Annotated in this window: 23 protein-coding genes; 12 read left to right on the top strand and 11 right to left on the bottom strand. The window is 66.3% G+C overall.

The genetic code is table 11. From position 1 onward, the window contains the following. Window positions 1-95 precede the first annotated feature (95 nt). Entirely contained in the window at window positions 96-1,157 is a 1,062-nt protein-coding gene (locus tag AWC27_RS28105) for a type III polyketide synthase (protein ID WP_085673990.1), read from the top strand. Here AWC27_RS28105 and AWC27_RS28100 read toward each other — a convergent pair. Genes AWC27_RS28100 through AWC27_RS28090 form a run of 3 tightly spaced genes read right to left on the bottom strand, consistent with a single transcriptional unit; the run spans window position 1,140 to window position 5,049 of the window. Beyond that, on the bottom strand, window positions 1,140-2,423 hold the full coding sequence (locus AWC27_RS28100; RefSeq protein ID WP_139837276.1) for a cytochrome P450: 1,284 nt from the start codon (window positions 2,421-2,423) through the stop codon (window positions 1,140-1,142). The genes AWC27_RS28105 and AWC27_RS28100 overlap by 18 nt on opposite strands. Window positions 2,424-2,437: 14 nt before the next feature. Next, on the bottom strand, window positions 2,438-4,225 hold the full coding sequence (locus AWC27_RS28095) for an ABC-F family ATP-binding cassette domain-containing protein (protein WP_085673986.1): 1,788 nt from the start codon (window positions 4,223-4,225) through the stop codon (window positions 2,438-2,440). A 53-nt stretch (window positions 4,226-4,278) separates the two neighbouring features. Continuing rightward, window positions 4,279-5,049, bottom strand: coding sequence for a phthiotriol/phenolphthiotriol dimycocerosates methyltransferase (locus AWC27_RS28090; RefSeq protein WP_139837275.1), 771 nt, complete (start codon window positions 5,047-5,049; stop codon window positions 4,279-4,281). A 341-nt stretch (window positions 5,050-5,390) separates the two neighbouring features. On the opposite strand from AWC27_RS28090, the gene AWC27_RS28085 reads away from it, so the two are divergent. Beyond that, window positions 5,391-8,444: an acyl-CoA synthetase gene (locus AWC27_RS28085; protein WP_139837273.1), complete on the top strand. Its 3,054-nt coding sequence runs from the start codon at window positions 5,391-5,393 to the stop codon at window positions 8,442-8,444. Further along, on the top strand, window positions 8,437-8,661 hold the full coding sequence (locus tag AWC27_RS28080) for a Trm112 family protein (protein ID WP_085673971.1): 225 nt from the start codon (window positions 8,437-8,439) through the stop codon (window positions 8,659-8,661). Before AWC27_RS28085 ends, AWC27_RS28080 begins: the two co-directional genes overlap by 8 nt. On the opposite strand, the gene AWC27_RS28075 is transcribed toward AWC27_RS28080, so the two are convergent. The 3 genes from AWC27_RS28075 to AWC27_RS28065 form a co-directional block, all read right to left on the bottom strand. After that, the gene (locus AWC27_RS28075; protein WP_085673969.1) at window positions 8,630-9,250 is read right to left on the bottom strand and encodes a TetR/AcrR family transcriptional regulator; all 621 of its coding nucleotides are present in this window, start codon (window positions 9,248-9,250) and stop codon (window positions 8,630-8,632) included. The two genes, AWC27_RS28080 and AWC27_RS28075, sit on opposite strands and share 32 nt — an antisense overlap. A gap of 115 nt (window positions 9,251-9,365) precedes the next feature. Further along, on the bottom strand, window positions 9,366-10,184 hold the full coding sequence (locus tag AWC27_RS28070) for an ABC transporter permease (RefSeq protein WP_085673967.1): 819 nt from the start codon (window positions 10,182-10,184) through the stop codon (window positions 9,366-9,368). Continuing rightward, window positions 10,118-10,882: an ABC transporter ATP-binding protein gene (locus AWC27_RS28065; protein ID WP_085673965.1), complete on the bottom strand. Its 765-nt coding sequence runs from the start codon at window positions 10,880-10,882 to the stop codon at window positions 10,118-10,120. Before AWC27_RS28065 ends, AWC27_RS28070 begins: the two co-directional genes overlap by 67 nt. Window positions 10,883-10,938: 56 nt before the next feature. On the opposite strand from AWC27_RS28065, the gene AWC27_RS28060 reads away from it, so the two are divergent. Both AWC27_RS28060 and tyrS read left to right on the top strand, forming a co-directional pair. Beyond that, window positions 10,939-11,550, top strand: a complete 612-nt coding sequence (locus tag AWC27_RS28060; protein WP_085673963.1) for a DNA-3-methyladenine glycosylase — start codon at window positions 10,939-10,941, stop codon at window positions 11,548-11,550. 11 nt (window positions 11,551-11,561) lie between these two features. Beyond that, a complete protein-coding gene (tyrS, locus tag AWC27_RS28055; RefSeq protein WP_085673961.1) occupies window positions 11,562-12,842 on the top strand; it encodes a tyrosine--tRNA ligase in 1,281 nt (426 codons plus the stop codon). A gap of 143 nt (window positions 12,843-12,985) precedes the next feature. Here tyrS and AWC27_RS31405 read toward each other — a convergent pair whose 3' ends face one another. The 4 genes from AWC27_RS31405 to AWC27_RS28040 form a co-directional block, all read right to left on the bottom strand. Then, window positions 12,986-13,141, bottom strand: coding sequence for a hypothetical protein (locus tag AWC27_RS31405; RefSeq protein ID WP_169726884.1), 156 nt, complete (start codon window positions 13,139-13,141; stop codon window positions 12,986-12,988). 210 nt (window positions 13,142-13,351) lie between these two features. After that, the gene (locus tag AWC27_RS28050) at window positions 13,352-14,602 is read right to left on the bottom strand and encodes a YcaO-like family protein (RefSeq protein ID WP_085673959.1); all 1,251 of its coding nucleotides are present in this window, start codon (window positions 14,600-14,602) and stop codon (window positions 13,352-13,354) included. Between the two features lie 453 nt (window positions 14,603-15,055). Beyond that, window positions 15,056-16,507, bottom strand: a complete 1,452-nt coding sequence (locus tag AWC27_RS28045) for a TfuA-like protein (protein WP_085673957.1) — start codon at window positions 16,505-16,507, stop codon at window positions 15,056-15,058. Further along, window positions 16,504-17,754 carry a YcaO-like family protein gene (locus tag AWC27_RS28040; RefSeq protein ID WP_085673955.1) on the bottom strand — a complete coding sequence of 417 codons (1,251 nt, stop codon included), beginning with the start codon at window positions 17,752-17,754 and terminating at the stop codon, window positions 16,504-16,506. Before AWC27_RS28040 ends, AWC27_RS28045 begins: the two co-directional genes overlap by 4 nt. A gap of 732 nt (window positions 17,755-18,486) precedes the next feature. Between AWC27_RS28040 and AWC27_RS28035 the strand changes: the two genes are divergently transcribed. Further along, on the top strand, window positions 18,487-18,870 hold the full coding sequence (locus AWC27_RS28035; protein WP_085673953.1) for a DUF732 domain-containing protein: 384 nt from the start codon (window positions 18,487-18,489) through the stop codon (window positions 18,868-18,870). A gap of 33 nt (window positions 18,871-18,903) precedes the next feature. Here AWC27_RS28035 and AWC27_RS28030 read toward each other — a convergent pair whose 3' ends face one another. After that, window positions 18,904-20,763, bottom strand: coding sequence for a PE family protein (locus AWC27_RS28030; RefSeq protein WP_085673941.1), 1,860 nt, complete (start codon window positions 20,761-20,763; stop codon window positions 18,904-18,906). 418 nt (window positions 20,764-21,181) lie between these two features. Between AWC27_RS28030 and AWC27_RS28025 the strand changes: the two genes are divergently transcribed. The 6 genes from AWC27_RS28025 (at window position 21,182) to AWC27_RS28005 (ending at window position 25,755) form a co-directional block, all read left to right on the top strand. After that, complete coding sequence (locus AWC27_RS28025; RefSeq protein ID WP_139837272.1) at window positions 21,182-21,943, top strand: lytic polysaccharide monooxygenase; 762 nt, start codon at window positions 21,182-21,184, stop codon at window positions 21,941-21,943. Between the two features lie 159 nt (window positions 21,944-22,102). Beyond that, window positions 22,103-22,816 carry a tetratricopeptide repeat protein gene (locus AWC27_RS28020; RefSeq protein WP_245847562.1) on the top strand — a complete coding sequence of 238 codons (714 nt, stop codon included), beginning with the start codon at window positions 22,103-22,105 and terminating at the stop codon, window positions 22,814-22,816. After that, complete coding sequence (locus tag AWC27_RS28015; RefSeq protein ID WP_085673940.1) at window positions 22,813-23,820, top strand: HAD-IIA family hydrolase; 1,008 nt, start codon at window positions 22,813-22,815, stop codon at window positions 23,818-23,820. The genes AWC27_RS28020 and AWC27_RS28015 overlap by 4 nt, the downstream gene beginning before the upstream one ends. Window positions 23,821-23,843: 23 nt before the next feature. Continuing rightward, window positions 23,844-24,020: a hypothetical protein gene (locus AWC27_RS30665; protein WP_139837271.1), complete on the top strand. Its 177-nt coding sequence runs from the start codon at window positions 23,844-23,846 to the stop codon at window positions 24,018-24,020. Between the two features lie 8 nt (window positions 24,021-24,028). Continuing rightward, complete coding sequence (locus AWC27_RS28010; protein WP_085673938.1) at window positions 24,029-24,835, top strand: TlyA family RNA methyltransferase; 807 nt, start codon at window positions 24,029-24,031, stop codon at window positions 24,833-24,835. Then, window positions 24,832-25,755 carry an NAD kinase gene (locus AWC27_RS28005; RefSeq protein WP_085673936.1) on the top strand — a complete coding sequence of 308 codons (924 nt, stop codon included), beginning with the start codon at window positions 24,832-24,834 and terminating at the stop codon, window positions 25,753-25,755. Before AWC27_RS28010 ends, AWC27_RS28005 begins: the two co-directional genes overlap by 4 nt. Window position 25,756 lies beyond the last annotated feature (1 nt).

The raw sequence follows: 25,756 nt of genomic DNA, 5'->3' as shown, positions 1-25,756 counted from the left end.
AGTTCTTTTGCGGGAACCGTCCACGCCCAACTAAACTGCGGGCTTTAAGGGGTACGAATCGGGGCCGGCTTAAGTGACCGGGAGGGGTAGGGAAAATGAGCGTCATTGCCGGTGTGTTCGGAGCGTTGCCATCGCACCGCTATAGCCAGGCCGAGGTGACCGATGCGCTGGTCGAATTCCCCGGCCTCAAAGAGCATGAGGAGATCGTCCGGCGCCTGCACGCCGCCGCCCGGGTCAACAGTCGTCACCTAGTTCTGCCGCTGGAGCGATATGCGTCGCTCACCGACTTCGGCGATGCAAACGAAATCTTCATCGACCAGGCGGTCGATCTCGGCGTCGAGGCCCTCATGGGCGCTTTGGACGAGGCCGGGCTGCAGCCGTGCGATATCGACATGATCATCACCACGACGGTCACCGGTGTCGCCGTGCCGTCACTTGATGCCCGGATCGCCGGACGGATCGGTCTGCGTTCCGATGTGCGCCGGATGCCGCTGTTCGGGCTGGGCTGCGTCGCCGGGGCAGCCGGAGTAGCCCGGCTGCACGACTACCTGCGTGGCGCGCCCGACGGCGTGGCGGTCCTGGTAGCCGTCGAGCTGTGCTCACTGACCTATCCGGCGGTCAAGCCCACGGTGTCCGGCCTGGTCGGGACCGCGCTGTTCGGCGACGGCGCGGCCGCGGTGGTTGCCGTCGGCGACCAGCGCGCCGAGCGGATGCGCTCAGCCGGGCCCGACATCGTCGATTCGCGCAGCAGCCTGTACCCCGATTCGCTGCACATCATGGGCTGGGATGTCGGCACCCACGGGCTGCGGCTGCGGCTCTCGCCGGATCTCACCACCCTGATCGAGCGGCACCTCGCCCAAGACGTTGACGCCTTCTTGGCGACGCACCAGTTGAGCAGGGACGACATCAGCGCCTGGGTGAGCCACCCGGGTGGCCCGAAAGTCATCAACGCGATTGCCACCAGCCTGGAGCTACCGCCGGAAGCGCTAGAGCTGACCTGGCGCTCGCTCGGCGAGATCTCCAACCTGTCGTCGGCTTCGGTGCTGCACATCCTGCGCGACACCATCGAAAAGCGGCCGCCCAGCGACAGCCCGGGGCTGATGCTGGCCATGGGGCCCGGATTCTGCGCCGAACTGGTGCTACTGCGCTGGCACTGAGTCAGTGACTTCGACCGTCAAACCCGGTCGAGGGCACAGCGCGGCCAGGTGTCCCGCCCGGATCCGCTGAGCGGGCAACCGAAGTGATGCCCTGGCGACCAGCCGGGCAAGCATCACCGTCATTTCGGTGGTGGCCATCGCCGCTCCGATACACCGGTGCAACCCGCCGCTGAACGGGATGAACTCATGCGGCGCGGGTTTGCGGTACTCCGGCGACTCGGGATCCCAGCGTTGCGGACGGAATTCGGTTGGTGCGGGCCATGTTTCGGGGAGCCGATGGGTGACGTAAGCGCTGAAGACCAGCAGCCGCCCGGCCCGGATGCGGTGCCCGTCGAACCTGAGCTCACGCATTACCCGGCGCGCCGAGATCACGCCCGGTGAATACAGCCGAAGTGTCTCGTGCACAACGCCGTTGAGATAGCTCAGCTTGTTCAGGTCGCCGGCCGTGGGCGGTCTGTCCCCGAGCGCCCGGGCTACCTCCGCGGCAGCGGCGTCCCAGGCGCCCGGCAGGGTCAGCAGCGTGTAGGCCGCCCAGGCCAGCGCGCCGCTGGTGGTCTCGTATCCCGCGGTGATCATCGAAATGATCTGATCGCGAATCTCGTTGTCGCTCAATGCATAACCTTCGTCGCCGCGGCCGTCGAGCAGCATCGTCATCATATGGTCGTCGGGGTTGGGCTGGGCCCGGGCGGCGGCGATTTGGGCGTCGATCAGGCGGTCGATGCGCTCGCGGGATGCCATCGCCCGCCGCCAGGCGGGGGAGTTGAGTCGCTGCTGTAGCCGCATCATCTGGGGCAGCTGATGAGTCAAGTTCAGCAGCGGCTGCAGGTTTTCGCCGAGGAAATCGGAGTGGGCGGCCAGGCGCTGGCCGAACAGCGACTCGGCGGTGCTGCGCCGTACCGCGGATCGGAACTCCTGGTAGATATCCAGCCGCTGGCCGGGCCGCCAGTCGTCGATGACGGCATCGATATTGGCCACCATGGTCTGCACGTAGTCCTGGATCTGGCGGTGACGCAGCCCCGGCGCCACCACGCTGCGCCGGCGCCGGTGGTCATCGCCGTCACTGACGATCAGCGCGGTCGGGCCGTCGGCGATCGCCAGACTCTCGAATGTCTCCCGCCAACTGAACGCATCGGCATTGGCGAACACGAACTTGTTCGCCTCGGCTCCGAGCAGATAGGTGTAACCGTGACCGCCTAGCCCGGAGTTGATCACCGGCCCGCGGCGCCGGTACAGCGCCAGCAGCGCCTCCCCGGGCCGGTAGGGCACGGTCGCATAACCGCTCATTCCAGCTCCTCCGATAGCTCCAGCCAGCGGCTTTCGGTTGCGGCCACTTCATCTTCGAGGAGGCGCAACTGTTGTGTCAGCCGGGTGATGCCGACGTGATCGGACTGATCGTGTGCGGCGAGTTCGTCGTGCTGGGCCGCAATCCGCTCGGCCAGCCGCGCCAGCTGGCGGTCGACGCCAGCCAGCTCCTTCTCCGCCGCGCGCCGCTGGGCACCCGACTTCGGTTGCTGGTGGGCTTGGGACTTAGCCGGCACGTCCGCCGGTCCGGCGGCCGGCTTGGCCGGTTCGGCGGCCAACCGCAGGTATTCGTCTATGCCGCCGGGCAGATGACGCAGCCGGCCGTCCAGAATCGCGTACTGCTGGTCGGTGACGCGTTCTATCAGGTAGCGGTCGTGCGAGACGACGATGAGTGTCCCGGCCCAGGAGTCCAGCAAGTCTTCGGTAGCGGTCAGCATGTCGGTGTCGACGTCATTGGTGGGCTCGTCCAGCAGCAGCACGTTGGGCTCGGACAACAGCGTCAGCATGAGTTGCAATCGCCGGCGCTGCCCGCCGGAGAGTTCGCCCACCCGCGCCGAGAGCTGGCCGCGGGCGAAGCCGAGCCGCTCCAGCAGCTGGGCCGGGGTGACCTCGCGACCCTCGACCTCATACCCGCCACGCAACCTGCCCAGCACGTCGGCAATCCGCTCGTCGGCCACCGAAGTCAGCACGTCGCCCTGCTGATCGAGCACGGCCAGCTGGACGGTCTTGCCGCGCTTGACCCGCCCCGAGTCGGGCGAGATGGTGCCGGCGATCAGTCCGAGCAGGGTGGACTTGCCGGCCCCGTTGGCGCCGACGATGCCGGTGCGTTCGCCGGGGGCGATCCGCCATTCGATGTCGCGCAGCACTTGGCGCCCGCCAAACGACACCGACACATCAAGCAGATCGATGACGTCCTTGCCGAGCCGGGCGGTGGCCAGTTTGGCCAGCTCGACGTTGTTGCGCAGCGGCGGTACATCGGCGATCAGCTGGTTGGCGGCCTCGATGCGGAATTTGGGCTTAGAGGTGCGGGCCGGCGCGCCGCGGCGCAGCCAGGCCAGCTCCTTGCGCATCAGGTTTTGCCGCTTGACCTCGGCGACGGCGGCCAGCCGGTCCCGTTCGACGCGCTGCAGAACGTAGGCCGCGTAGCCGCCTTCGAAGGGCTCGACGATGCCGTCATGCACCTCCCAGGTGTTGGTGGCGACCTCGTCGAGGAACCAGCGGTCGTGGGTGACCACCAGCAGGCCCCCGGCGTTACGGGCCCAGCGTTGTTTGAGATGTGCCGCCAGCCAGGTGATGCCTTCGATGTCGAGGTGGTTGGTGGGCTCGTCGAGGGCGATCACATCCCATTCGCCGATCAGCAGCCGGGCCAGCTGCACCCGTCGCCGCTGACCGCCGCTGAGCGTGGAAATCGTTGTTTCCCAGGCAATATCAGCCACCAGGCCGCCTACTACGTCGCGCACCCGCGGATCGCCGGCCCACTGGTGTTCGGGTTGGTCGCCGACCAGTGTCGCGCCGACCGTGCGATCGGGGTCGAGGGTATCGGCCTGGCTCAGTGCGTTGACCCGCAAGCCGCTGCGCTGGGTGACTCGGCCGGAATCGGGTTGCAGCTGGCCGGTCAGCAGCCCCAGCAGGCTGGACTTGCCGTCGCCGTTTCGGCCGACGATGCCGATGCGCGCGCCGTCATTGACTCCGAGCGTGACCGATTCGAATACCACCTGAGTGGGATACGCAAGATGTACGGCCTCGGCTCCGAGCAGGTGCGCCACGGGCTGACGCTATCGTTGCGACACTGCGGCCCGCATGGCGGCCCGCAGTTGTCTCATTCCTTTTCGAAGCAGTACAGCCGGTAGGACAGTGCGCCGCTTTCCAGTGCGCTGCAGTTGCTCTCGATGCCCTCATGCAGCCTCTTGCGCACCACTGAGCGCAGGAAGGGCGGCGTGCGGGAGTCGACGACGTCTTGCAAGTGAAACGCATTCTTGTGGAAGCCGCGGGCTACGTCGTCACTGATGACCCGCTGCGAGATCATCTTCCACGGGGCATCGGCCAGCGCGGCCTCCCATGCCTCGATGCCGATCGGCGGTTGGGAATCGGAGTAGAGAAAGTGCCCGCCCGGAGTGAGCACGCGTACCACTTCGGCGAGGAACCCGCGGAAGTTCGGGTAGCAGTGTGAGGACTCGATATTGATCACCGCGTCGAAGGACTCGTCCGGGAACGGCAACTGCTCGGCGTGGCCCTGCACGAAATGCAGGTTGGGGATGTTGAGCCGCTCCCGGCAGTACTCGATGCCCGACGGGTTCAGGTCAAGTCCGGTGTAGGACTTCGGTCCCAGCTTGCGCATGATGTAGGACGCTCCACCGCCGTGGCCGCATCCAACCTCAAGGACGCGTTTGCCCTTGAGATCGACCTGGTTTGCGGTGACGTGGTAGAGCTGGATCTGGTACCGGCTGGGCTCGTCCTCCGGGTCCAGCGGCAGACCCATCGGTGGGTCCTCTTCGTAGCCGTTGTTGAGCAATAACAGCTCGCCTGATTTGGCGAAAAGCTTGGTGGCGACGGGGTAAAGGCGCTGCTGAATCGCAGGACCCCAGCGCATGATTGCTTTGAACGACAACTCTCCAACACGGTTCCCCACGGCCATCGCGGCAGTATTACATACAGTGACGGCTCCACGCTAAAAAACGGGTTACCCGTCGAACCTCGTTGAACCGGCCCGCCGAACCGGCCGCTTGGGCGCCGCGGTGGCGTCTCACCTGCAGAAATGTTGCTGCTCAACAAGATCTGGACACCGCAGCCACCGGCCGCGGTAATGCTTTTCCCCGGCAGGCGATTTCGGCGTACCCCAACCCCTCGGGCGCCCAACACGACACGCGGCAAATAGCAGCCCGTGCGCGCAAACTACGAGGCCAAAGCACGGGGCGCGGGCGATGTGCCATGATGTCGAAGCTGGTTAGGGCTGGTCAAGGGCTAGTCAGGGAGCATTCAGGAGCAGTCGTGGATCTCAATTTGTCGATGGTCACACGCCCGGTCAAGCGACTGGTGGCCACCGCCCAGAACGGTTTGGAAGTCCTGCGATTAGGGGGTCTGGAAACCGGCAGCGTCCCGTCGCCGTCCCAGACCGTCGAGAGCGTACCGATGTACAAGCTGAGACGGTACTTTCCACCCGACAACCGCCCGGGGCAGCCGCCGGTGGGCCCGCCGGTGCTGATGGTGCACCCGATGATGATGTCGGCCGACATGTGGGACGTGACCCGCGAGGAGGGCGCCGTCGGAATCCTGCACGCCAACGGGCTGGATCCCTGGGTCATCGACTTCGGCTCACCCGACAAGGTCGAGGGCGGCATGCGTCGCAACCTGGCCGACCACATCGTCGCGCTCAGTCAGGCCATCGACACGGTCAAGGACACCACCGGCCAGGACGTGCATCTCGTCGGTTACTCGCAGGGCGGGATGTGGTGCTACCAGGTCGCGGCCTACCGGCGCTCCAAGAACCTCGCGAGCATCGTGGCGTTCGGTTCCCCGGTGGACACCCTGGCCGCGCTGCCCATGGGCATTCCGGCCAACATCGCCCCCAGCATCGCCGATTTCATGGCCGACCACGTGTTCAACCGACTGAACATTCCAAGTTGGTTGGCGCGCACCGGTTTTCAGATGATGGACCCGATCAAGACCGCCCAGGCCCGCATCGACTTCGTGCGCCAGTTGCACGATCGCGAGGCGTTACTGCCGCGCGAACAGCAGCGCAGATTCCTTGAGCGCGAAGGGTGGATCGCCTGGTCGGGGCCGGCGATCTCGGAGCTGCTCAAGCAGTTCATCGCACACAACCGGATGATGACCGGTGGTTTTGCCATCAATGGACAGATGGTGACGCTCACCGATATCACCTGTCCGGTCCTGGCGTTCGTCGGCGAGGTCGACGACATCGGACAGCCGGCGTCGGTGCGCGGCATCCGGCGGGCGGCGCCCAACGCCGAAGTCTACGAATATCTCATTCGCACAGGACATTTCGGCCTGGTCGTGGGATCAAGGGCCGCTAAAGAGAGCTGGCCGACCGTCGCGGAATGGGTACGTTGGGTCTCGGCCGATGGTGACAAGCCGGGAAACATCGCCCTGATGGTCGAGCAGCCGGCCGAACACACCGACAGCGGTGTCGCCTTCAGCTCCCGGATCGCGCACGGTTTCGGCGAGGTGTCCGAGGCGGCGCTGGCGCTGGCTCGCGGCGCAGCAGATGCCGTCGTCACCGCCAACAAGTCCATGCGCACACTGGCCGTCGAGACGGTCCGCACCCTGCCGCGCCTGGCCCGGCTCGGACAACTCAACGACCACACCCGCATCTCACTCGGCCGCATCATCGACGAACAGGCCCACGATGCCCCCCAGGGCGAATTCCTGTTGTTCGACGGGCGGGTGCATACCTATGAGGCCGTCAACCGCCGGATCAACAACGTCGTCCGTGGCCTGATCGACGTGGGGGTGCGCCAGGGCGACAAGGTGGGCGTGCTGATGGAAACGCGGCCCAGTGCGCTGGTCGCGATAGCGGCCCTGTCGCGGCTGGGAGCTGTTGCGGTGTTGATGCGCAACGACGTCGACCTGTCCGCCCAGGTCCGCCTCGGCGGCGCGACCGAGATCCTGGCCGACCCCACCAACTTGGCCGCGGTTCTGTCCGGGGCACACCAGCTGACCGGCCAGGTGCTGGTACTGGGTGGCGGTGAGTCGCGCGACTTGGACCTGCCCGACGATGCCGACGTCATCGACATGGAACAGATCGACCCCGACGCCGTGCAACTGCCTGCCTGGTACCGGCAAAATCCGGGACTGGCCCGCGACCTGGCCTTCATTGCCTTCAGCGCGGTCGGCGGCGAGCTCGTCGCCAAGCAGATCACCAACTACCGGTGGGCGTTGTCGGCGTTCGGCACCGCCTCGACGGCCGCCTTGGACCGCAGAGACACCGTGTACTGCTTGACGCCGTTGCACCACGAGTCCGCGCTGTTGGTCAGCTTGGGTGGTGCGGTGGTGGGCGGTACCCGGATCGCGCTGTCCCGCGGGCTGCGGCCCGACCGGTTCGTCTCCGAGGTTCGCCAGTACGGCGTCACCGTCGTCAGCTACACCTGGGCGATGCTGCGAGACGTGGTCGACGATCCGGCGTTCGCGCTGCACGGCAACCATCCCGTACGGCTGTTCATCGGCTCGGGCATGCCGACGGGGCTCTGGGAGCGGGTCGTCGACGCGTTCGCCCCGGCGCACGTCGTCGAATTCTTCGCCACCACCGACGGACAGGCCGTGCTGGCCAACGTGTCGGGCGCCAAGGTCGGCAGCAAGGGCCGCCCGTTGCCCGGCGCCGGACGTGTCGAACTCGGCGCCTACGACGCCGAACACGACCTGATCCTGGAGAACGACCGCGGCTTCGTCCAGGTCGCCGACGTCAACCAGATCGGGGTGCTGCTCGCGCAGTCCCGGGGACCGATCGACCCCTCGGCATCGGTCAAGCGCGGCGTTTTCGCCCCGGCCGATACCTGGATATCCACCGAATACCTGTTCCATCGCGACGAGGACGGTGACTACTGGCTGGCGGGCCGGCGCGGCTCGGAGGTCCGCACCGCACGCGGAATGGTCTACGCCGAGCCGGTCAACGATGCGCTCGGCCTGATAAATGGTGTCGACCTGGCGGTGACGTACGGCGTCTCGGTCAAGGGCGAGCAGATGGCCGTGTCCGCCGTGACGCTGTGTCCGGGATCCACGATCACCGCCGCCGATCTGACCGAGGCCATTGCCACCATGCCGGTGGGGCTGGGGCCCGACCTGGTACACGTGGTGCCGCAACTGACGCTGAGCGCCACCTTCCGGCCCACCGTCAGCGCCCTGCGGGCGGCCGGCATCCCCAAGGCGGGCCGCCACGCGTGGTATTTCGACTCGGCCAGCAAGGAGTTCCGGCGGTTGACCCCGGCCGTGCGCGCCGAGCTGAGCGGCAAGCCGAAGTCCACTGATGCTTGACGAGACACTGCTGGGCATCCTGGTGTGCCCGGCCGACCGGGGCCCGCTTTTGCTCGTCGACGACGGTTCCGGCGGTAAAGCCCTTTACAACCCACGGCTGCGGCGCCTCTACCGCATCGAGGACGGTATCCCGGTGCTGCTGGTCGACGAGGCGCGCGACGTCGACGACGACGAGCACGCCCGGCTTATGGCGACAGGTCCGGCAGATCGCCAGTGAGGTAGCGCTGCAAGTTCGGTGCGATGGTCTGCGCGATCTGTTCGGCGGGCAGCGATGCGAACGGCTCGATTTTGACGATGTAGCGCGCCATGACCACACCCATCAACTGCGACGCCACGAACTGCGTCCGGATCATGCCCGATCCCGGTGGGTCGTCGACCCGTGAACCCACTTCCACGCTGATCACTTCCTGCAGAAATGAGCGCGCCAAACTGACCTCGGACCCCGAGATAAGCGATCGCAGCGTGGCGATCAGCCCGGCACCCAATTCCGAATCCCATAGCGGCAGCAAAAGCGACGGCAGTTTGTAGCCGAGTTCTTCGACGGGCGTTTCCCGCATGGAAACGAGCACGTCCATCGGGTCGATCGGAAGGTGGATGGCGGCGGCGAACAGTTGCTGCTTGGTGCCGAAGTAGTGGTGCACCAGGGCGGCGTCCACACCGGCCTTAGCCGCGACCGCGCGAATCGAAGTCCGGTCAATGCCATTGTGCGCGAAGAGTTCTCGCGCGCTGGCCAGGATGCGTTCCCGAGTGTCGGAGTTTCCGGCGGGGCGGCCTGGCCGCCGGCGCCGGACGTTAGCAGCCGTCACAGGTCCCTCCCGTGGCGACCCGCAGCGCCCGGCTGCGCCGCGCTTGCGATCGCCACCGGGTCCCTCCCGTGGCGACCCGCAGCGCCCGGCTGCGCCGCGCTTGCGATCGCCATCACTAGGCAGTCCGTCGCCGCAATGTCGCAGCAGCCAACCCCAGTGCCGCGATCGCGAACGCCAGCACTATCACGATGTCGCGTACCGCGACATAGGTCAGCTCGGCGTGTGAACCCACTTGCTGCAAGGCCTCCAGCGCGTAGCTGGCCGGCATCACGTTGCTGATCCATTCCAGCCAGTCTGGCATCGCCGGCCGCGGCACGATCACCCCGGCCAACAGCAGCTGCGGCACCATCACCAGCGGAATGAACTGCACCGCCTGGAACTCGGTGCGGGCAAACGCGCTGAACAACAAGCCCAGTCCCACACCCAGGATCGCGTTGGCGATCGCGATCACGAACACCCACATCGGACTGCCCGCGGTGGTGAAGCCCAGCAACCAGAACGAAACCAGACAGGCCACAGTGGCTTGCGCCGCCGCCGCCACCGAGAACGCGGTCCCATAGGCCGCCAGCAAATCGAGGCGCCGCAGCGGAGTTGTCAGGATGCGCTCCAAAGTTCCAGAAGCGCGCTCGCGTTGCATCGTTATCGACGTGATGATGAACATCACGAACAACGGGAAAAGGCCGAGCAGAATCAGGCACGCATTGTTGAACGGTGTCGGTGCGCCCGGGCGATGCGGAGCATTCTCAAACATGAAGTACATCAAAGTGATAACCAGCACGGGCACCACCAGAATCATTGCGACGCTGCGGTGATCCACGGCCAGCTGGCGCAGAATTCGTGTAGTGGTGGCCGCGTACGGCTTTAGTCCTATCCGGCCCGGCGCTCGGTGCTGCGTCGGATGATGGACAGAAACGCCTCCTCGAGTGACGTGCATGACGTGTCCTCTCGTAACTGAGTCGGGGTGGTGTGGGCGACCAGGCGGCCTTCGCGCATGAGCAGCAGGTCAGCGCAATGGTCGGCTTCGTCCATGACGTGGCTGGACACCAGCAGCGTGGTGCCGCCGCGGGTCAGTTCGGTGAACTGCTGCCACAGATCGACGCGCAGCACCGGATCCAGGCCCACCGTGGGCTCGTCCAGCACCAACAGGGGAGGATTGCAGACCAACGCACAGGCCAGCGACACGCGGGTGCGCTGACCGCCGGACAAGTTGGCGCAGAACGATGTTCGTTGATCTGCCAGACCTACCCGGTCGACGGCATCATCGGCGGTGTGGCTGTCAAAGCCATACAGTGCCGCGATGTAGCGAACGTTGTCGATGACCCGCAGATCGCTGTAGATGGTCGGGTCCTGCGGCACGTAACCGACCCGCCGGCGCAGGATCGCGGAGCCGGCCCGGTGGCCCAGTACGGTGACGCTGCCCGAAGCGATGATCTGGGTGCCGACGATGCTGCGCATCAGTGTCGTCTTGCCACAGCCCGACGGCCCGAGTAGGCCGGTGATGCTGCCGGTGCCGATTTCCACCGATAAATCGTGTATCGCCGAGTGTTTGCCCCGAATCACCCGCAAGTGCTGGATGCTGACAGCCGACTGTGGAGAGCGACCCGATAATTCACCGTTCGATGAACTCATCATGTGATGAATATCCGCCCGGTCGGTAGCTCCTGTCAAGAGGAGGCAGAATCTGTCCGGTGGGGGCTGAGGAACTGGTAGTGGACCCGGTTGCAGCGGCGTACCGGCTGCTCGGCGCCACTCTCACCGGGCGCGGGGTACGTGCCGTCGTCGTCGAGGTCGAGGCGTACGGGGGAGTGCCCGACGGGCCCTGGCCGGACGCGGCCGCGCACTCCTATCGGGGTCCCAGCCTGCGCAACGCCGTCATGTTCGGGCCGCCTGGTCGGATGTACACCTATCGCAGCCATGGCATCCACGTGTGCGCCAACGTCGCGTGCGGACCAGACGGCACAGCCGCGGCGGTATTGTTGCGGGCCTGCGCGATCGAGGACGGTTTCGAGGTGGCGCGCTCGCGCCGTGGTGAGTTGGTGCGAACGGCGGCACTGGCGCGCGGTCCGGGGAATCTGTGCTCGGCGATGGGAATTACCATGGCCGACAACGGGATTGATTTGTTCGATCGGAACAGTCCGGTAAGGCTGATGCTGCAGGATCCGCTGACGGCGACATCGGGTCCGCGTGTCGGGGTCAGTCAGGCCGCCGACCGGCCCTGGCGGTTATGGCTTGCGGGGCGGCCCGAGGTGTCGGCTTACCGGCGAAGTCCGCGCGCACCGGCCCCCGGCGCCAGCGACTAGAGTCTTGCGCGATGTCCGCGAACTCTTCTGGAATCCTCGACGAGCTGGCCTGGCGCCAGCTCATCGCGCAGTCCACCGACCTCGACGCGCTGGCCACAGCGGCCCAAGGCGGGCCGATAACGGTGTATGCCGGGTTCGACCCCACGGCAGCGAGCCTGCATGCCGGACATCTGGTGCCGCTACTGGCATTGCGGCGCTTTCAGCGCGCCGGCCATCGTCCCATCGTGCTCGCCGGCGGCGCGACCGGCATGATCGGCGACCCGCGTGACGTCGGCGAACGCAGTCTCAACGCGGCCGACACCGTCGCAGAATGGACCGATCGCATCCGCGGTCAGCTGGAGCGCTTCGTCGACTTCGACGACTCGCCGACGGGCGCGATCGTCGAGAACAACCTCGAATGGACGGCCGCCATGTCGGCCATCGAGTTCCTGCGCGATATCGGTAAGCACTTCTCGGTAAACGTGATGCTGGATCGCGACACCATCCGGCGGCGCCTAGATGCAGAAGGGATCTCCTACACCGAATTCAGCTACATGCTGTTGCAGGCCAACGACTACGTCGAGCTGCACCGCCGCCACGGCTGCGTGTTGCAGATCGGCGGATCCGATCAGTGGGGCAACATCATCGCCGGCGTTCGCCTGGTGCGCCAAAAGCTCGGCGCCGCAGTGCATGCGCTCACGGTCCCGTTGGTGACGGCCGCCGATGGCACCAAGTTCGGCAAGTCCACCGGCGGCGGCAGCCTGTGGCTGGACCCACAGATGACCAGCCCGTACGCCTGGTACCAGTACTTCGTCAACACCGCCGATGCCGACGTGATCCGCTACCTGCGGTGGTTCACGTTCCTGTCGGCCGAGGAGCTGGCCGAGCTGGAACAGGCCACCGCAGAGCGGCCCCAGCAACGCGCCGCCCAGCGGCGGCTGGCAACCGAGCTCACCGAACTGGTGCATGGTGAGGCGGCCACCGAAGCCGTCGAGCACGCCAGTCGGGCGCTCTTCGGCCGCGGCGAGCTGGACCGCCTCGATGAGGCGACGTTGTCCGCGGCATTGCGCGAGACGGCGGTTGCCGAACTCAAACCCGGTGAGCCGGAAGGGATTGTCGATCTGCTGGTGGCCACCGGGCTGTCGGCCGGCCGGGGTGCGGCCCGGCGCACCATTGCCGAGGGTGGGGTATCGGTCAACAACAATCGCGTCGACAGCGAAGAATGGACGCCCCAGCCGTCGGACTTCCTGCACGGCCGTTGGCTGGTATTGCGCCGCGGCAAGCGAAATGTCGCCGGGGTGCAGCGGGTATAGGCCGTCACGCGGACGCGACTGCCTCAGTCCCGGAATGCGAGATACGTTGTCGTCGTTGACATCTCTGGTTGGGACCAGCAGGGGTCTCGCGGAACGGGCAATCGAGACCCCCGCTGGGATCGTGGTCCAGCGCGCCGGTGCGCTCATTCAGTCATGCTGTCGGCCGACAGCGTATAGAAGCCAAAGGCGGTTTCCTGCTCGGAGAACAACAGTTCGTGGGCCATGTGATCACCTCCTTCCGGGTCACTCGGATCCGGCGCAGGATTGGGCCTGAGCCGGTAGTCGGTAGTACGGGGCAAGCAATGATTCTGAGCCAATTGGTAGTCAAGTGACTACCAATTGGAAACCTAACACACGTAAACACGGGTCGGAAAGGGCCGGGTCGGTGTGTTTAGTGCCACAGTCGAGTTGGAGGCTTTGGCCTCAGCATCTCGAAAACGGTTGCGGTGCTGCGTGTATCGGCCTAATCGGCGGGCCTTGTTCGGGACTTGTGCCGGGTTGGGGCCTGGCTAGGCCGGCTGATCCAGCGGGACGCGAGTCGGCGACACCGGCGACGACATCAGACCCGGTGCGATGACTTTCACGACGGGAATGCAGGCACCGGCGAAGTGGCACACCACGGCAAGCGGTTCGGTGCTGGCTTCAGTCGCCACAGCCGTCGCGGCCGAGGCCACCAAGTCATTGAGCGAGTCGTTGGCTTCCACTTCCCACACGGTGGGCTCCGCAGTGGGAAGTTGCGTTGTCGACCGCTGTAACGCGGCGAAGCTGTGCAGCCTGCCCATCCGCTGATAAAGCAGACTCGGAAGGTCTTCGCGCGCCCCGCTGATCGCGGTCAGGCGCGACTGTGCGGCTTCGGTGATCGCGCGCGACAGTGCCACGTTGGGGTCGTGGTGTAACCCGTTGCCGCTGAACGGGATTTCGATGGTAGGAGAGCTCAGAGTCGCAGAGAAGCAGTAGAAGCCGTCCCAGGCGTCAATCCGCACGACGCGCAGTCGGCTGCCGGCCCGGTGAATCATGTCGACTAGCTCGGCGCAGCCGGAGCCGGCGGCATCGTCGAGTGGCACCTCGAACAGAGTCGTTCCCGGCTCGGCGACGGCCATGGCATGGCGCTCCATGATTTCGTACAGGGCGTGCAGGGTCGCCTCGTAATAGCTGTTGCCCGAAGCCAACCCCGTGGTGTCCATGGCAAACAGCGGTGGGCCCCACGCGTCGCGCACCGTAACGTTGACCAGCACCACCTCCCACGGCACCCAGGTCCGACGGCCGGTGAGCAACGTCGTCGCCAACTTCCAGTGCAGCTTGGTGGTGGGGTGGTAGACGCTTGCGGCCGGACGGCGCAGCTGTTGTGGATCGTAGGTCAGCGCGGGTGCGAGATCGATTGTGGCCGTTGTCATCAAGTCGGGCATAACGCTTTCGACATGCCAGTTTTCCAGCGACTCCATTACCGCGGAGACTTGTGCGGCCCGGTAGGTGATCGCCTTGCCCTGGCTCACCGACAACGTCAGCGAAGCCGGGCGCACCGCCTGCGCCGTTGGAATTCCGATGTCGTCCAACCAGGTGAGGTCGGCGACCCGGGTGATACCGGCAGGTTCTAGCAAAGGCAATATCGCAGACCACGTCTGGTCGGGAGAGATGACACGATAGGTTCCTTCGCGGTGGCTGATCGTGGTCGGATCCCCGCCGGCCAGTGAGCACTCGGGCCAGTGTGACCAATCGGGGCCGGCCAACACATCCCCGCGGGAGCCGCAACGTTCCAGCATGAGTTTTGAGTTCCTTGGTTGCGGGACTTGACGACTGGCGAGAACAGGGAGCCGGCGGGGATCTTTACCGAGGTGGATGTGCGCGTCTGGGGGCTACTCGACGAAGCCGTCTGAGCAGTACACCACCGGGACGACGCAGAGCCCGTAGGTCGTCTCATGCTCGGTGAACAAGAGTTCATGTGACATGTGTGATCACCTCCTTCCCCTGCCTGTCGGAGCGCACGGTTCATCATTCGCCGCCGTCGGAGGGGCGGCTGTCCCACTAATAGCGGACCGGAGGATGAATTCTCACATCCCCCGATCGGTGGACAGCGGACGGCACCGGCGATTCGAGATCGATTGTGAGCAGCGGGTTTTCAGTGTGTACCCAGGCTGCGACACGGTCGGTTGTCGCGCCCAGGATGCACACGCGAGGCCCGGGTCGCCGAGCGGGCGCAACCGGTCGAGCGGGGTCTAGCTGGGTGCGCCCAGCACGCCTACGAAGATCGACGGCAGTTTGTCGTCGGCGGCGGCGACGGCGAACAGCGCAGCTGCGTTGTAGAAGGAGTCTTCGGTCATCAGGCCGCGCCGGGCCAGTTCAATGCGGTCCACCGGGGTTTCCCAGCGTTTGCTGAAGAGGATTTTGAGCTGCGCCGGGTCGGGCCGGCGTAGGTTCAAATGTGGCTTTTGACGGGCTAATTCGTCGCGTGCCGCCAAGGCTCGCGCCGCCAGCGCCCGCCATTCGGGCAGCCGCGGGTCCTCGCGCAGCAGATCGAGGAAATGCTGGATGGCTGGTAGCGATCGAGCGAAGAACAGCGTGCGGGTGGTGAGCAGCGCCGAGATCGCAATCGGGTCGTCGCCCAGCGTTTCCTGCTCCTCTGTGGTGAGCCAGTGCGAACTGACCGACTCGGGGAAGCCGGCCTCGTCGATGAAGCCGGAAGCCAGCGCGTATCGGTGCGCGATCAACTCCAGTGCACGCTTGTAGCTGTCGGCGGCGACCTCGCTCACGGCACGAGAAGCGCGCTCGCGAACGCTGCCGTCTTCGCCGGGGTGCGTCAGGTTCCGGTACCAGGCAGCGACCTGCTCGAGGGCGGGCAGGTAGGCCCACCGATCGTCGGCGCAAATGCTCAGCAGTGCAAGCACATCGACGTCGAGGATATCCACGACTGACTCGGCGCCGTCGCCGCCGGCCACCGCGACGGGTGTTGGCGGTGCCCACCGTTGCCGCCAGCGCTGCGACCACACGGTCGGCGGTGGGGTGGGCCGAACCGCGACGTCTCGTTGGCCCCGCACGATCTCGTTGAGCGCCAGTAGCGCGTCGGCATGTTTGATGTCGACTCGTAGCGACTTCAATTGCTTTGCGACGGTTTTGCTTTCCGGTACGCCGACGGCGTCGAGCAGCCGATCCCAGGTGCGCATCGTAAAGGTGGTGCCGCGGGCGGTTTCGATGAGCCGATCCGCCAAAGCGGGAGACAGCACACCGGTTTCAACCGCTCGGGCCGCGGTCTGGCGCAAGTTGACCAGCGCATCGACGAAGACCGGGTACCCGTCTTCAGGGTCGCCATGCACCATGCCGACCTCGTCGTCGGCCTCCAGGACTCCGTCTCGGTACCCCTCGAAGACCCAGCCGTAGCCCTCCATGCCGAACGGATGCAGCTCCGCGGCCCGCAATGCCCCCATGCTCGATGAACCGACTACTCGGATGCCGTCGTCGAGTAGAGTCAGCAGCTCCTTATGGCGAACCGACGCGTGCTGGAAGAAAAGCCCGTCGACAATGAGCAGCGTGTCGCCGCGCCGCAGTCCATAACCGAAGGCGTCACCGAATGAAATGGGTGGTACCACTTCGGCGTTGGGCAGCACGGCGTGAATGTCGCCGGCACCGATCGTCGGTCCTGCTGTGACGACAACGCGCGCGCCGGCGGTCATGCGTGCTCCTGCAACGGGGTGCGCATTGGCGAAATGATTGACGCGGACAGGCAGGGGGCGATGACTTTCACCACCGGAACGTTTGCGTGCGGGAAGTCGCACACCACCGCGATCGGTTCGGTGCCGGCCCGGGCGGTCACCGCGGTCGCCGCCGCGGCAGTGAGGTCGGGCAGCGAGTCGCTGTAGTCGGTGTGCCACGGTGTTCGGCCCGCGGTGGGCATCGCCTGCATGGATCGGCGGGCGGGGCCGTAGGTGTGGACCCGGGCGAATCGTTGATAGATGGCTGAGGGCAGGTCTTCCCGCGCGCCGCTGATCGCGGTCAGGCGAGACTGTGCGGCTTCGGTAATCGCCCGGGACAGAGCCACATTGGGGTCGTGATGCAGGCCGCTGCCGCTGAACGGGATCTGCGTCATCGGCGAGGTGAGTTCCGCGGCAAAGCAATAGAAGCCGTCCCAGGTGTCGATGCGGGCGATTTGCAGTTCACTTCCGGCCTGATACACCATGTCGACCAGCTCGCCGCAGTCGGAGCGGCGCACATCGTCGAGGGGTACCGCGAATAGGGTCGTTTCGGGGTCGGCGCTGGCCATGGCGTGGCGTTCCATGATCTCGTACAGCGCATGCAGGGTCGCTTCGTGATAGCTGTTGCCCGAGGCCAATCCGGTGGTGTCCATGCCGAACACCGGTGGCCCCCAGTGGTCGGCGACCGAAATGTTGACCACCACAGCAAGCCAGGGCACCCATGTTTGGCGTCCGGTCAGCAAAGTTGTCGCGATCATCCAGTCCAGCTTGGCGCCGGGGTGGTAGAAGCTTCCGGTCGGACGGCTGAGATCGGCCGGGTCGTAAGTGAGTGCCGAGCTGAGGTCGGTTGTGGCCGTGGACCATAAATCCGGAGTGATGTTCTCGACGTGCCAGTTTTCCAGCGATTCCATGACGGCCGATACCTGGGCGGCGCGATATGTCGTGGCTTTACCCTGACTCACCGACAATGTCAGCGAGGCTGGCCGCACCGCCTGCACGGTCGGGATGCCGAGATCGTCGAGCCAGGTCAGGTCGGCGACCCGGGTGATGCCGGCCGGCTCCAACAGCGGCTGCACGGCCAGCCAGGTCTGTTCGGGGGAGATGATGCGGTGGGTGCCTGCGTGGTGCCCGATTGTCAACGGGTCGGCGTGGCCCAAAACACGTGCAGGCCAATGCGACCAATCTGGGCCCGCCAGTTCTGTGGTGCCGGGGCCGGCGACGTCGGACATGGCTTCACGCTACTTAGTCGGAGGCCGGACGGGGAAACCATTACACAAAAGAATTCCAGCGGGATCTCATCGGGAAGGGGGGGAGGGGGGACACCGATGAGACCCCGCTGGAAAGGTTCGGCGAGGATCCCGATAAGGGGGGGATTGGGAGGTCTGAGACCCCCGCCGAGGTTTTTGTTGAGGGCGGTTGTCTCACTCGTGGGCCGGGTCACTCGGTGGAGTACCTGAATGCCCTTGGAATTCGGCGGGGGTCCCAGACTTGGGGGGGAGGTGGTGGGACCCCCGCCGATGCCTACGAGTGAGGGGACACGTCACTCGTAGGCATCACCGGCGCGGAACGCCGGGGCCGCGAGTGGGGTCTCGCTCTCACAGAACAGGAGCTCGTGGGACAACTGTCACCTCACTTCCTTTTGGACCGGGTGAGCGGATCCGGGGTCTTGCCGTTCTCCGCTTCGAGACCAATTCTTAGGCGGATCGCGACTCGGCTGTATCCCACAACCAGCTTTTGACAGGAGGAAAACGTTGTCCCCCGGTCGGTGTGGACGCTGTGTCCACCGATTGGGGGACACAGCAGGCGCTGCGATAGTCCAGGCTGCGCGGTTGCTCTGATCGAGAAACGCGTTAGAGCGCAAATCTTTACCGCACTGTGTTGTCGACGTGACTCTCGTTGACCACTGTTGTCCACGGTGAATTTGTGGCTTGAGTGCAAAGCAGACAGATGAGAAACGAGCGATGACGGCACAGGCAGACTGTGAGACACGGAACTGGCAAGCGGGCCGGCACGCGGGCGCCCTTCTGACGCTGATCGCCGGTGTGTTCGGTCTCTCGGCGACGATGGCGGCCCCCATACACGCCGACATGATGGGTAACGCCTTCCTGAACGCGTTGAACAACGCCGGAATCTCCTACAGCCAACCCGCGAGCACGATGGCGCTGGGACGTTCGGTCTGTCCGATGGTGGTTCAGCAGGGCTGGACGTTCGAGTCCATTACCGCCGAGATGTCGGAAAACAGCGGCATGTCGCGCGATGTCGCGGCGGCGTTCACCATCGTCGCGATCGCCACGTATTGTCCCGCGGTGATATCTCCACTGATGCCAAACCGGTTGCAGGCGTAGGCTTCTGGCTGCCCTCAAGTCGGGTAGGCATGGCTAACCATTGAGTCCTTGCGCGCCGTCCCCGCCGTTGGTGCCATTGCTGCCGCCGGTTCCGAGGAGGCCGGCGCCGCCGGCACCGCCGGCGCCATAGGCGCCGCCGCTACCACTCGCGCCTCCGGTCCCACCCCCGGCCGTACCGCCCGGGTTGCCCGCACTTCCGAGTAGTCCGCCCTGGCCGCCGGCTCCTCCGCTGGGTCCGCTATGTCCGCCGTTACCGCCGTTGCCACCGGCCCCGCCGTTGCCGCCGGTTCCGCCATCACCGCCAAGATCAACGCCCCCAGTGGCATTGCCGCCGTGGCCGCCCGCACCCCCGGCGCCCCCGGTAGCGCCGGGACCGCCGGCGCCGCCCGCACCGGCGTCGCCGCCGTCACCGCCGATTCCGATGAATTTCGCGCCGTTGCCACCGTTGCCACCCACGCCGCCGTTGCCGCCGTTGCCGCTGTCGCCCCCGGCACCGCCCTGACCGCCGTCGCCCCCGGAGTCGCGGTTACCGCCGTCGGGAAATCCCTGGGCGGAGAGGCCGCCGTGCGCATCGCCGGCCGCGCCGCCGGCACCACCGGGTCCGCCCGAGGCGCCGGCGCCGCCGGCTCCGCCGGTTCCACCGGTGCCGCCGTGACCGCCGGTGCCAAAGATCTGTCCGGCATTGCCGCCATTGCCGCCGGCACCGCCATTTCCGCCGTCACCGGCCGCGGCCCCGGTGGCACCGTTTCCGCCATGTCCGCCATTGCCCGCGTAGGCGAGGCCGAAGTCAGGGGCGTTGGCCGAGCCGCCGCCGCCGCCATTGCCGCCGGCACCGCCGCTGGCCACCGCGTTGCCGCCGTTGCCGCCGTTGCCGCCATAGGCTTCGGCGCTCGTGTCAGTCCCCTCTGCGTAACCGCCGGCACCGCCGTTGCCGCCGTTGGCGCCACTGGCACCGTTGCCGCCGTTTCCTCCGTGGGGACCGTTCTGGGCCGAGTACACGGTTCCGCCCGCTCCGCCGGCGCCGCCGTTGATGTTGGTTCCGCCGGCGACCCCTGAGGTGCCGTCACCGCCGCTGTAGGGCGGCTGGGTGACGCCGTTGCCCGGGCCGCCGTAGGAATTGCCGTTGGTACCGGATGAGTTTGTGGCGGTCACGGTCGGGTTGACGCCGTTTGCCCCGGCCCAGCCCGTGCCGCCCTGGCCGCCGTTGCCGCCGTTGCCGAACAGGTAGGAGTTGCCGCCGGTGCCGCCTTGGCCGGGGTCGATGCTGTTGATTCCCTGCGCGGCGTTGCCGAGTCGGCCCGTTCCGCCTTGGCCGCCGTCGCCGCCGTTGCCGAACAGTTGCCCCCCGTTTCCGCCGGTGCCGCCGGTCATGCCGGCCCCGCCGAGGCCGCCGGTTCCGCCATTACCGATGAGTCCGGCCGCTCCGCCGTTGCCGCCGGCCTGGCCGGGTGCGCCGGCTGCGCCGGCCCCGCCGTTGCCGTAGAGCCAGCCGCCGGCGCCGCCGTTGCCGCCCGGGGTGGTGGCATTGGCGCCGTCGCCGATCAGGGCGCGCCCGGTCAACGCGACCGACGGGGCATTGATCGCGTCGAGCAGCGCCTGGATCGGCGAGGCATTGGCTGCTTCAGCGCTGGCGTAGGCGCCCGCGCCCCCGGTCAAGGCTTGCACGAACTGGCTGTGAAACGCCGACATCTGCGCGCTGAGCGCTTGGTACTCGCGAGCATGCGTTCCGAACAAGGCCGCAATGGCCGCCGACACCTCATCGGCACCGGCGGCGGCCAGCGGGGTTGTGCTCACCGCGGCAACGATATTCGCCGCGTCGATGCTCGAACCGATACCCGCTAAATCCGTTGCGGCAGCTGCCAACATCTCGGGGACAGCAATAAGGTAAGTCATGGCAGAACCTTCCTGCGGCTCGTCACGACTCGGTTATTGCACGGCTGATAACGAAACCAATAGTTTGCGGTGACAAGCGTGGCCTTGACACCAAACGTTGTCAGATGAGCTTTGAACAAATGCTGAACCGATGTTGAATCCACTGGTCAACGGCATAAACGGCAGGGTGGAAGGGTTCTTGCAGGCGTCACCGGAATCGTTGGCGTGCCGTATGGGATATCCAAGAAATTGTAGAACGATATTCCAGTAAATGCATTGTATTGCAAGCGGATTGTATTGCGACACGCCGCTGCGTTTGGTTGATGCATCGCCTTCATGGCGATAAGTTCTGTCGCCACAACTAAATAGCGCTAGCAAGAGTGCAAGCTGATTCGAAACGAAGCGTGTGAGATACGAAAAGCAAAGGGAGTGAAGAGAAGTGAAGAATCGTCTGATATCTGTCATCGCTGCAACCGCACTCGTTCCCAGCCTTCCGGTCGTGCTGCCGACCGCCGCGGCACATGCACATGGCTACATCGCGACGCCGGCCAGCCGGCAGGCGCAATGCGCCCAGGGACTCGTCCAATGTGGCTCCATCAAATACGAACCTCAGAGCGTGGAAGGCCCAAAAGGACTTCGCAGCTGTAGCGGAGGCCTGCCGCAGTTCGCCGAACTCGACGACGACAGCAAGCCCTGGCAACCCACCTCCGTTGCCAAGACAGCCACATTCACCTGGAAGAACACCGCGCAGCACCGGACTACCGGCTGGGAGTACTACGTCGGTGCCACCCGGGTCGCCTCCTTCGACGGCAACAACGCACCACCGGACGCGACCGTCACCCACACGGTCGATCTCAGTCAGTTCAGCGGCCGGCAAAAGCTGCTCGCCATCTGGAACATCGGCGACACCCCGAACGCCTTCTACAACTGTGTCGACCTGATCGTCGGCGGCGGCCAGGCACCCACCAGCACAACGCCGACCAGCACAACGCCACCGACCAGCACCCCACCGACCAGTGTGACCACGCCCGCCACCACAATGCCGCCCGGCACTGCAAAAGCCTGGGCACCGGGCACCAAGTACGCAGCCGGCGACACCGTCACCTACAACGGCAAGACCTACACGTGCCTGCAGTCGCACACCGCCTACGACCCGACCTGGACCCCGGCCGCCACACCCGCTCTGTGGAAGGAGGCCTGACCGCCCGTCTCGGGTGCCCGTAACCTGTAGCGGGTGGTCGACGACAGGCACGGGCGCAGCGATAAGCAACGACCGCGATCGGGTTCCGGCGGCGCGCCGCGGCGCGGTCCACGGCGTGAGCGTGATGCCTCGTGGTCGGGCCCCGGCCGCGCGCGACCAGTGCAGCCGCAGCAGGCCGGCGGCGACCGGGCCGCCGCAGACGGGCCGGCGATTCCCCAAGGGGTGGATGCCCGGCAGTTGGCGCCCGAAATCAGGCGTGAGTTGAGCACGTTGGACCGGGCCACCGCCGATACCGTGGCGCGTCACCTGGTGGCCGCCGGCACCCTCCTCGACGACGACCCGGAAGCCGCCCTGAACCATGCGCGCGCGGCCCGGGCTCGGTCCTCCCGAATAGCGGCGATTCGGGAGGCGGTCGGAATTGCCGCCTATCACTGTGGCGATTGGGCTCAGGCACTGGCCGAACTGCGAGCCGCACGCAGGATGGGCAGCAAGTCGTCGCTATTGGCGCTTATCGCCGATTGCGAACGTGGTCTTGGGCGCCCGGAGCGTGCCATCGAACTTGCCCGCGGCCCAGAGGCGGCCCAGCTCAGCGGTGACGACGCCGACGAACTGCGGATCGTCGCGGCCGGTGCGCGTGCCGATCTCGGCCAGCTGGAGCAGGCGCTGACGGTGTTGTCCACTCCACAGCTGGATCCAGGCCGCACCGGTTCCACGGCCGCGCGGTTGTTCTACGCCTACGCCGACACGTTGCTGGCATTGGACCGCAGCGAAGAGGCGTTGCAGTGGTTTCTGCGCTCCGCGGCGGCCGACGTCGACGGCGTTACCGACGCCGAGGACCGGTTGGACGAGCTGGGCTCGGCGGACGAAAAGTGAAAACGATTGCACAGCAATATGATTGCCTGCTGATCGACCTGGACGGGACGGTGTTTCGGGGCCGCGAACCCACCGCGGGCGCGGTGGAATCGCTGGACGCGGTAACAGCTCGCAAGCTGTTCGTCACCAACAACGCCTCGCGCAGCGCTGACGAGGTCGCAGACCATCTGAGCGACCTCGGCTTCACCGCGACCGGTGCGGACGTCGTCACCAGCGCCCAAAGTGCCGCTCACCTGCTGGCCGCCCAGCTACCAGCCGATGCCAAGGTCCTGGTCGTCGGCACCGATGCGCTGGCCAATGAGATCAGCGCTGTCGGACTGCGTCCCGTGCGCCGGCACGACGACGATCCGGTGGCGGTGGTGCAGGGTCTCTCGATGACGATCGGCTGGGCTGAGCTTGCCGAGGCAGCCCTGGCCATCCGGGCCGGTGCGCTCTGGGTGGCCGCCAATATCGACCCGACGTTGCCCACCGAGCGCGGCCTGCTGCCGGGCAATGGGTCCTTCGTGGCCGCGCTGCGAACTGCCACTGGCGCCGAGCCGCAAGTGGCCGGCAAGCCCGCTCCACAGCTGATGAAAGATGCGGTGGGACGCGGCGATTTCACTGCGCCGCTGGTCATCGGGGACCGGCTGGACACAGACATCGAGGGCGCCAAGGCCGCGGGGTTGCCCAGCCTGATGGTGCTCACCGGGGTGAACACCGCGCGCGATGCCGTGTACGCCGAACCCGCGCGGCGGCCCACTTATATCGGCCGGGATCTGCGCAGCCTGCATCAGGACAGCGAGCTGCTGAAGGTGGCGCCGCAGCCGGGCTGGCGGGTTGACGTCAACGGCGGCACGCTGACGATCAGCGCCAACGGCGATCCCGGCGATGAGCTATCGATCGTGCGTGCCGTCGCCAACGCGGTATGGGACGCCGCGATCGACGGCCGGACACCGATCATCGAGCCCGGCGACGAGCAGGCCCGAGACGCCCTGGGCCGCTGGTCGATGATGCGCACCGACTAGCCGCCCACTAGCGTAGGAGCGCAATGACTATCGATCCTGACGAGATTCGCGCGGAAATCGAATCCCTGCTCGCCCAGTTACCCGAGGTGACTGACGGCGAGAACGGACCATCTCTGGCCGAATTGGAAGACATCGCCCGACGTCTCTCCGAGGCGCACGACGTGCTGTTGGCTGCCTTGGAGTCGGCGGAGAAGGGCTGAGCGCGCGCATGTCTCGGCGTGCCCGCGTTGACGCCGAACTGGTTCGGCGGGGCCTGGCGCGATCCAGGCAGCAGGCCGCGGAGCTGATCGGAGCCGGAAAGGTGCGCATCGACGGCCTGCCCGCGGTCAAGCCCGCCACCGCGGTGGCCGTCACCGCCAACCTGACCGTGGCGGCCGAGGAACGCAGCTGGGTTTCCCGCGGAGCGCACAAGCTCATCGGTGCCCTGGACGCCTTCGAGATCCCGGTGGCGGGGCGGCGCTGCCTGGATGCGGGCGCATCGACCGGTGGGTTCACCGAAGTCCTGCTGGACCGTGGTGCCGCCGAAGTGGTTGCCGCCGACGTCGGTTACGGCCAACTGGCATGGTCGTTGCGCAGCGATCCACGGGTGGTGGTTGTCGAGCGGACCAACGCACGCGAGTTGACCCCCGAGGCGATCGGCGGGCCCTGCGACTTGCTGGTAGCCGATCTGTCGTTCATTTCGCTGGCGACCGTGTTACCCGCTCTGACTGGATGCGCTGCGCCGGGCGCCGATATCGTTCCCATGGTGAAGCCGCAGTTTGAGGTAGGGAAAGGCCAGGTCGGGCCTGGCGGGGTGGTGCATGACCCGCGATTGCGTATTGACTCGGTACTCGCCGTTGCCCAGCGTGGCCAGGAGTTGGGATGGCACACCGTCGGCGTGAGCGCCAGTCCGCTACCGGGGCCCTCGGGCAACGTCGAATACTTCCTGTGGCTGCGTGCCCAAACCGATCGTGGCTTGTCCGGTGATGCGCTGGCAGCCGCCGTGCAACGGGCCGTGTTGGAGGGACCGCAGTGACCCAAGAACGTACCGTCCTGCTGGTCGTGCACACCGGGCGCGATGAAGCGACCGAGACCGCCCGCCGGGTGGAAAAAGTGTTGAGCGACAAAGGAATTAATTTGCGTGCGCTGTCGGCCGAGGCGGTCGACCGCGGCGGGATACGGTCGGGTCCCGACGATATGCGCGGCCGCGGCGTCGGAATCGATCTCGTCGACGCCGACCCGCATGCGGCCGAGGGCTGCGAACTGGTGCTGGTCCTGGGTGGCGACGGGACATTCCTGCGTGCCGCCGAATTAGCCCGCAACGTGGGAATTCCGGTATTGGGGGTAAACCTGGGCCGGATCGGCTTCTTGGCCGAAGCCGAGGCGGAGGCCATCGACGCGGTGCTCGAACATGTTGTCGCACAAGACTATCGGGTGGAAGAGCGGCTGACCCTGGACGTCGTGGTACGCCAGGGGGGCCGCATCGTCGATCAGGGCTGGGCACTCAACGAAGCCAGCCTCGAGAAGGGTCCGCGGCTGGGCGTGCTCGGGGTTGTCGTCGAGATCGACGGCCGCCCGGTTTCGACGTTCGGCTGCGACGGGGTGCTGGTATCGACGCCCACCGGTTCCACCGCCTATGCGTTCTCCGCCGGCGGACCGGTGTTGTGGCCCGACCTGGAAGCAATCCTGGTGGTACCCAACAACGCTCACGCACTGTTCGGCCGGCCGATGGTCACCAGTCCCGATGCCGCGATCGCGATCGAAATCGAGGCCGGCGGTCACGATGCGCTGGTGTTCTGCGACGGCCGGCGCGAAATGCCGGTCCCGGCCGGCAGTCGGCTCGAGGTGACCCGCTGCGCCACGCCGGTCAAATGGGCACGACTGGACAGCGCCCCGTTCACCGACCGGCTGGTGAGCAAATTCCGCTTGCCGGTGACGGGTTGGCGCGGGCAGTAAC

This window comes from Mycobacterium szulgai (assembly GCF_002116635.1).
Classification (GTDB): domain Bacteria; phylum Actinomycetota; class Actinomycetes; order Mycobacteriales; family Mycobacteriaceae; genus Mycobacterium; species Mycobacterium szulgai.
The sequence above is the reverse complement of the archived record's forward strand: the minus strand, read 5'-3'. Positions and strand labels throughout refer to the sequence as shown.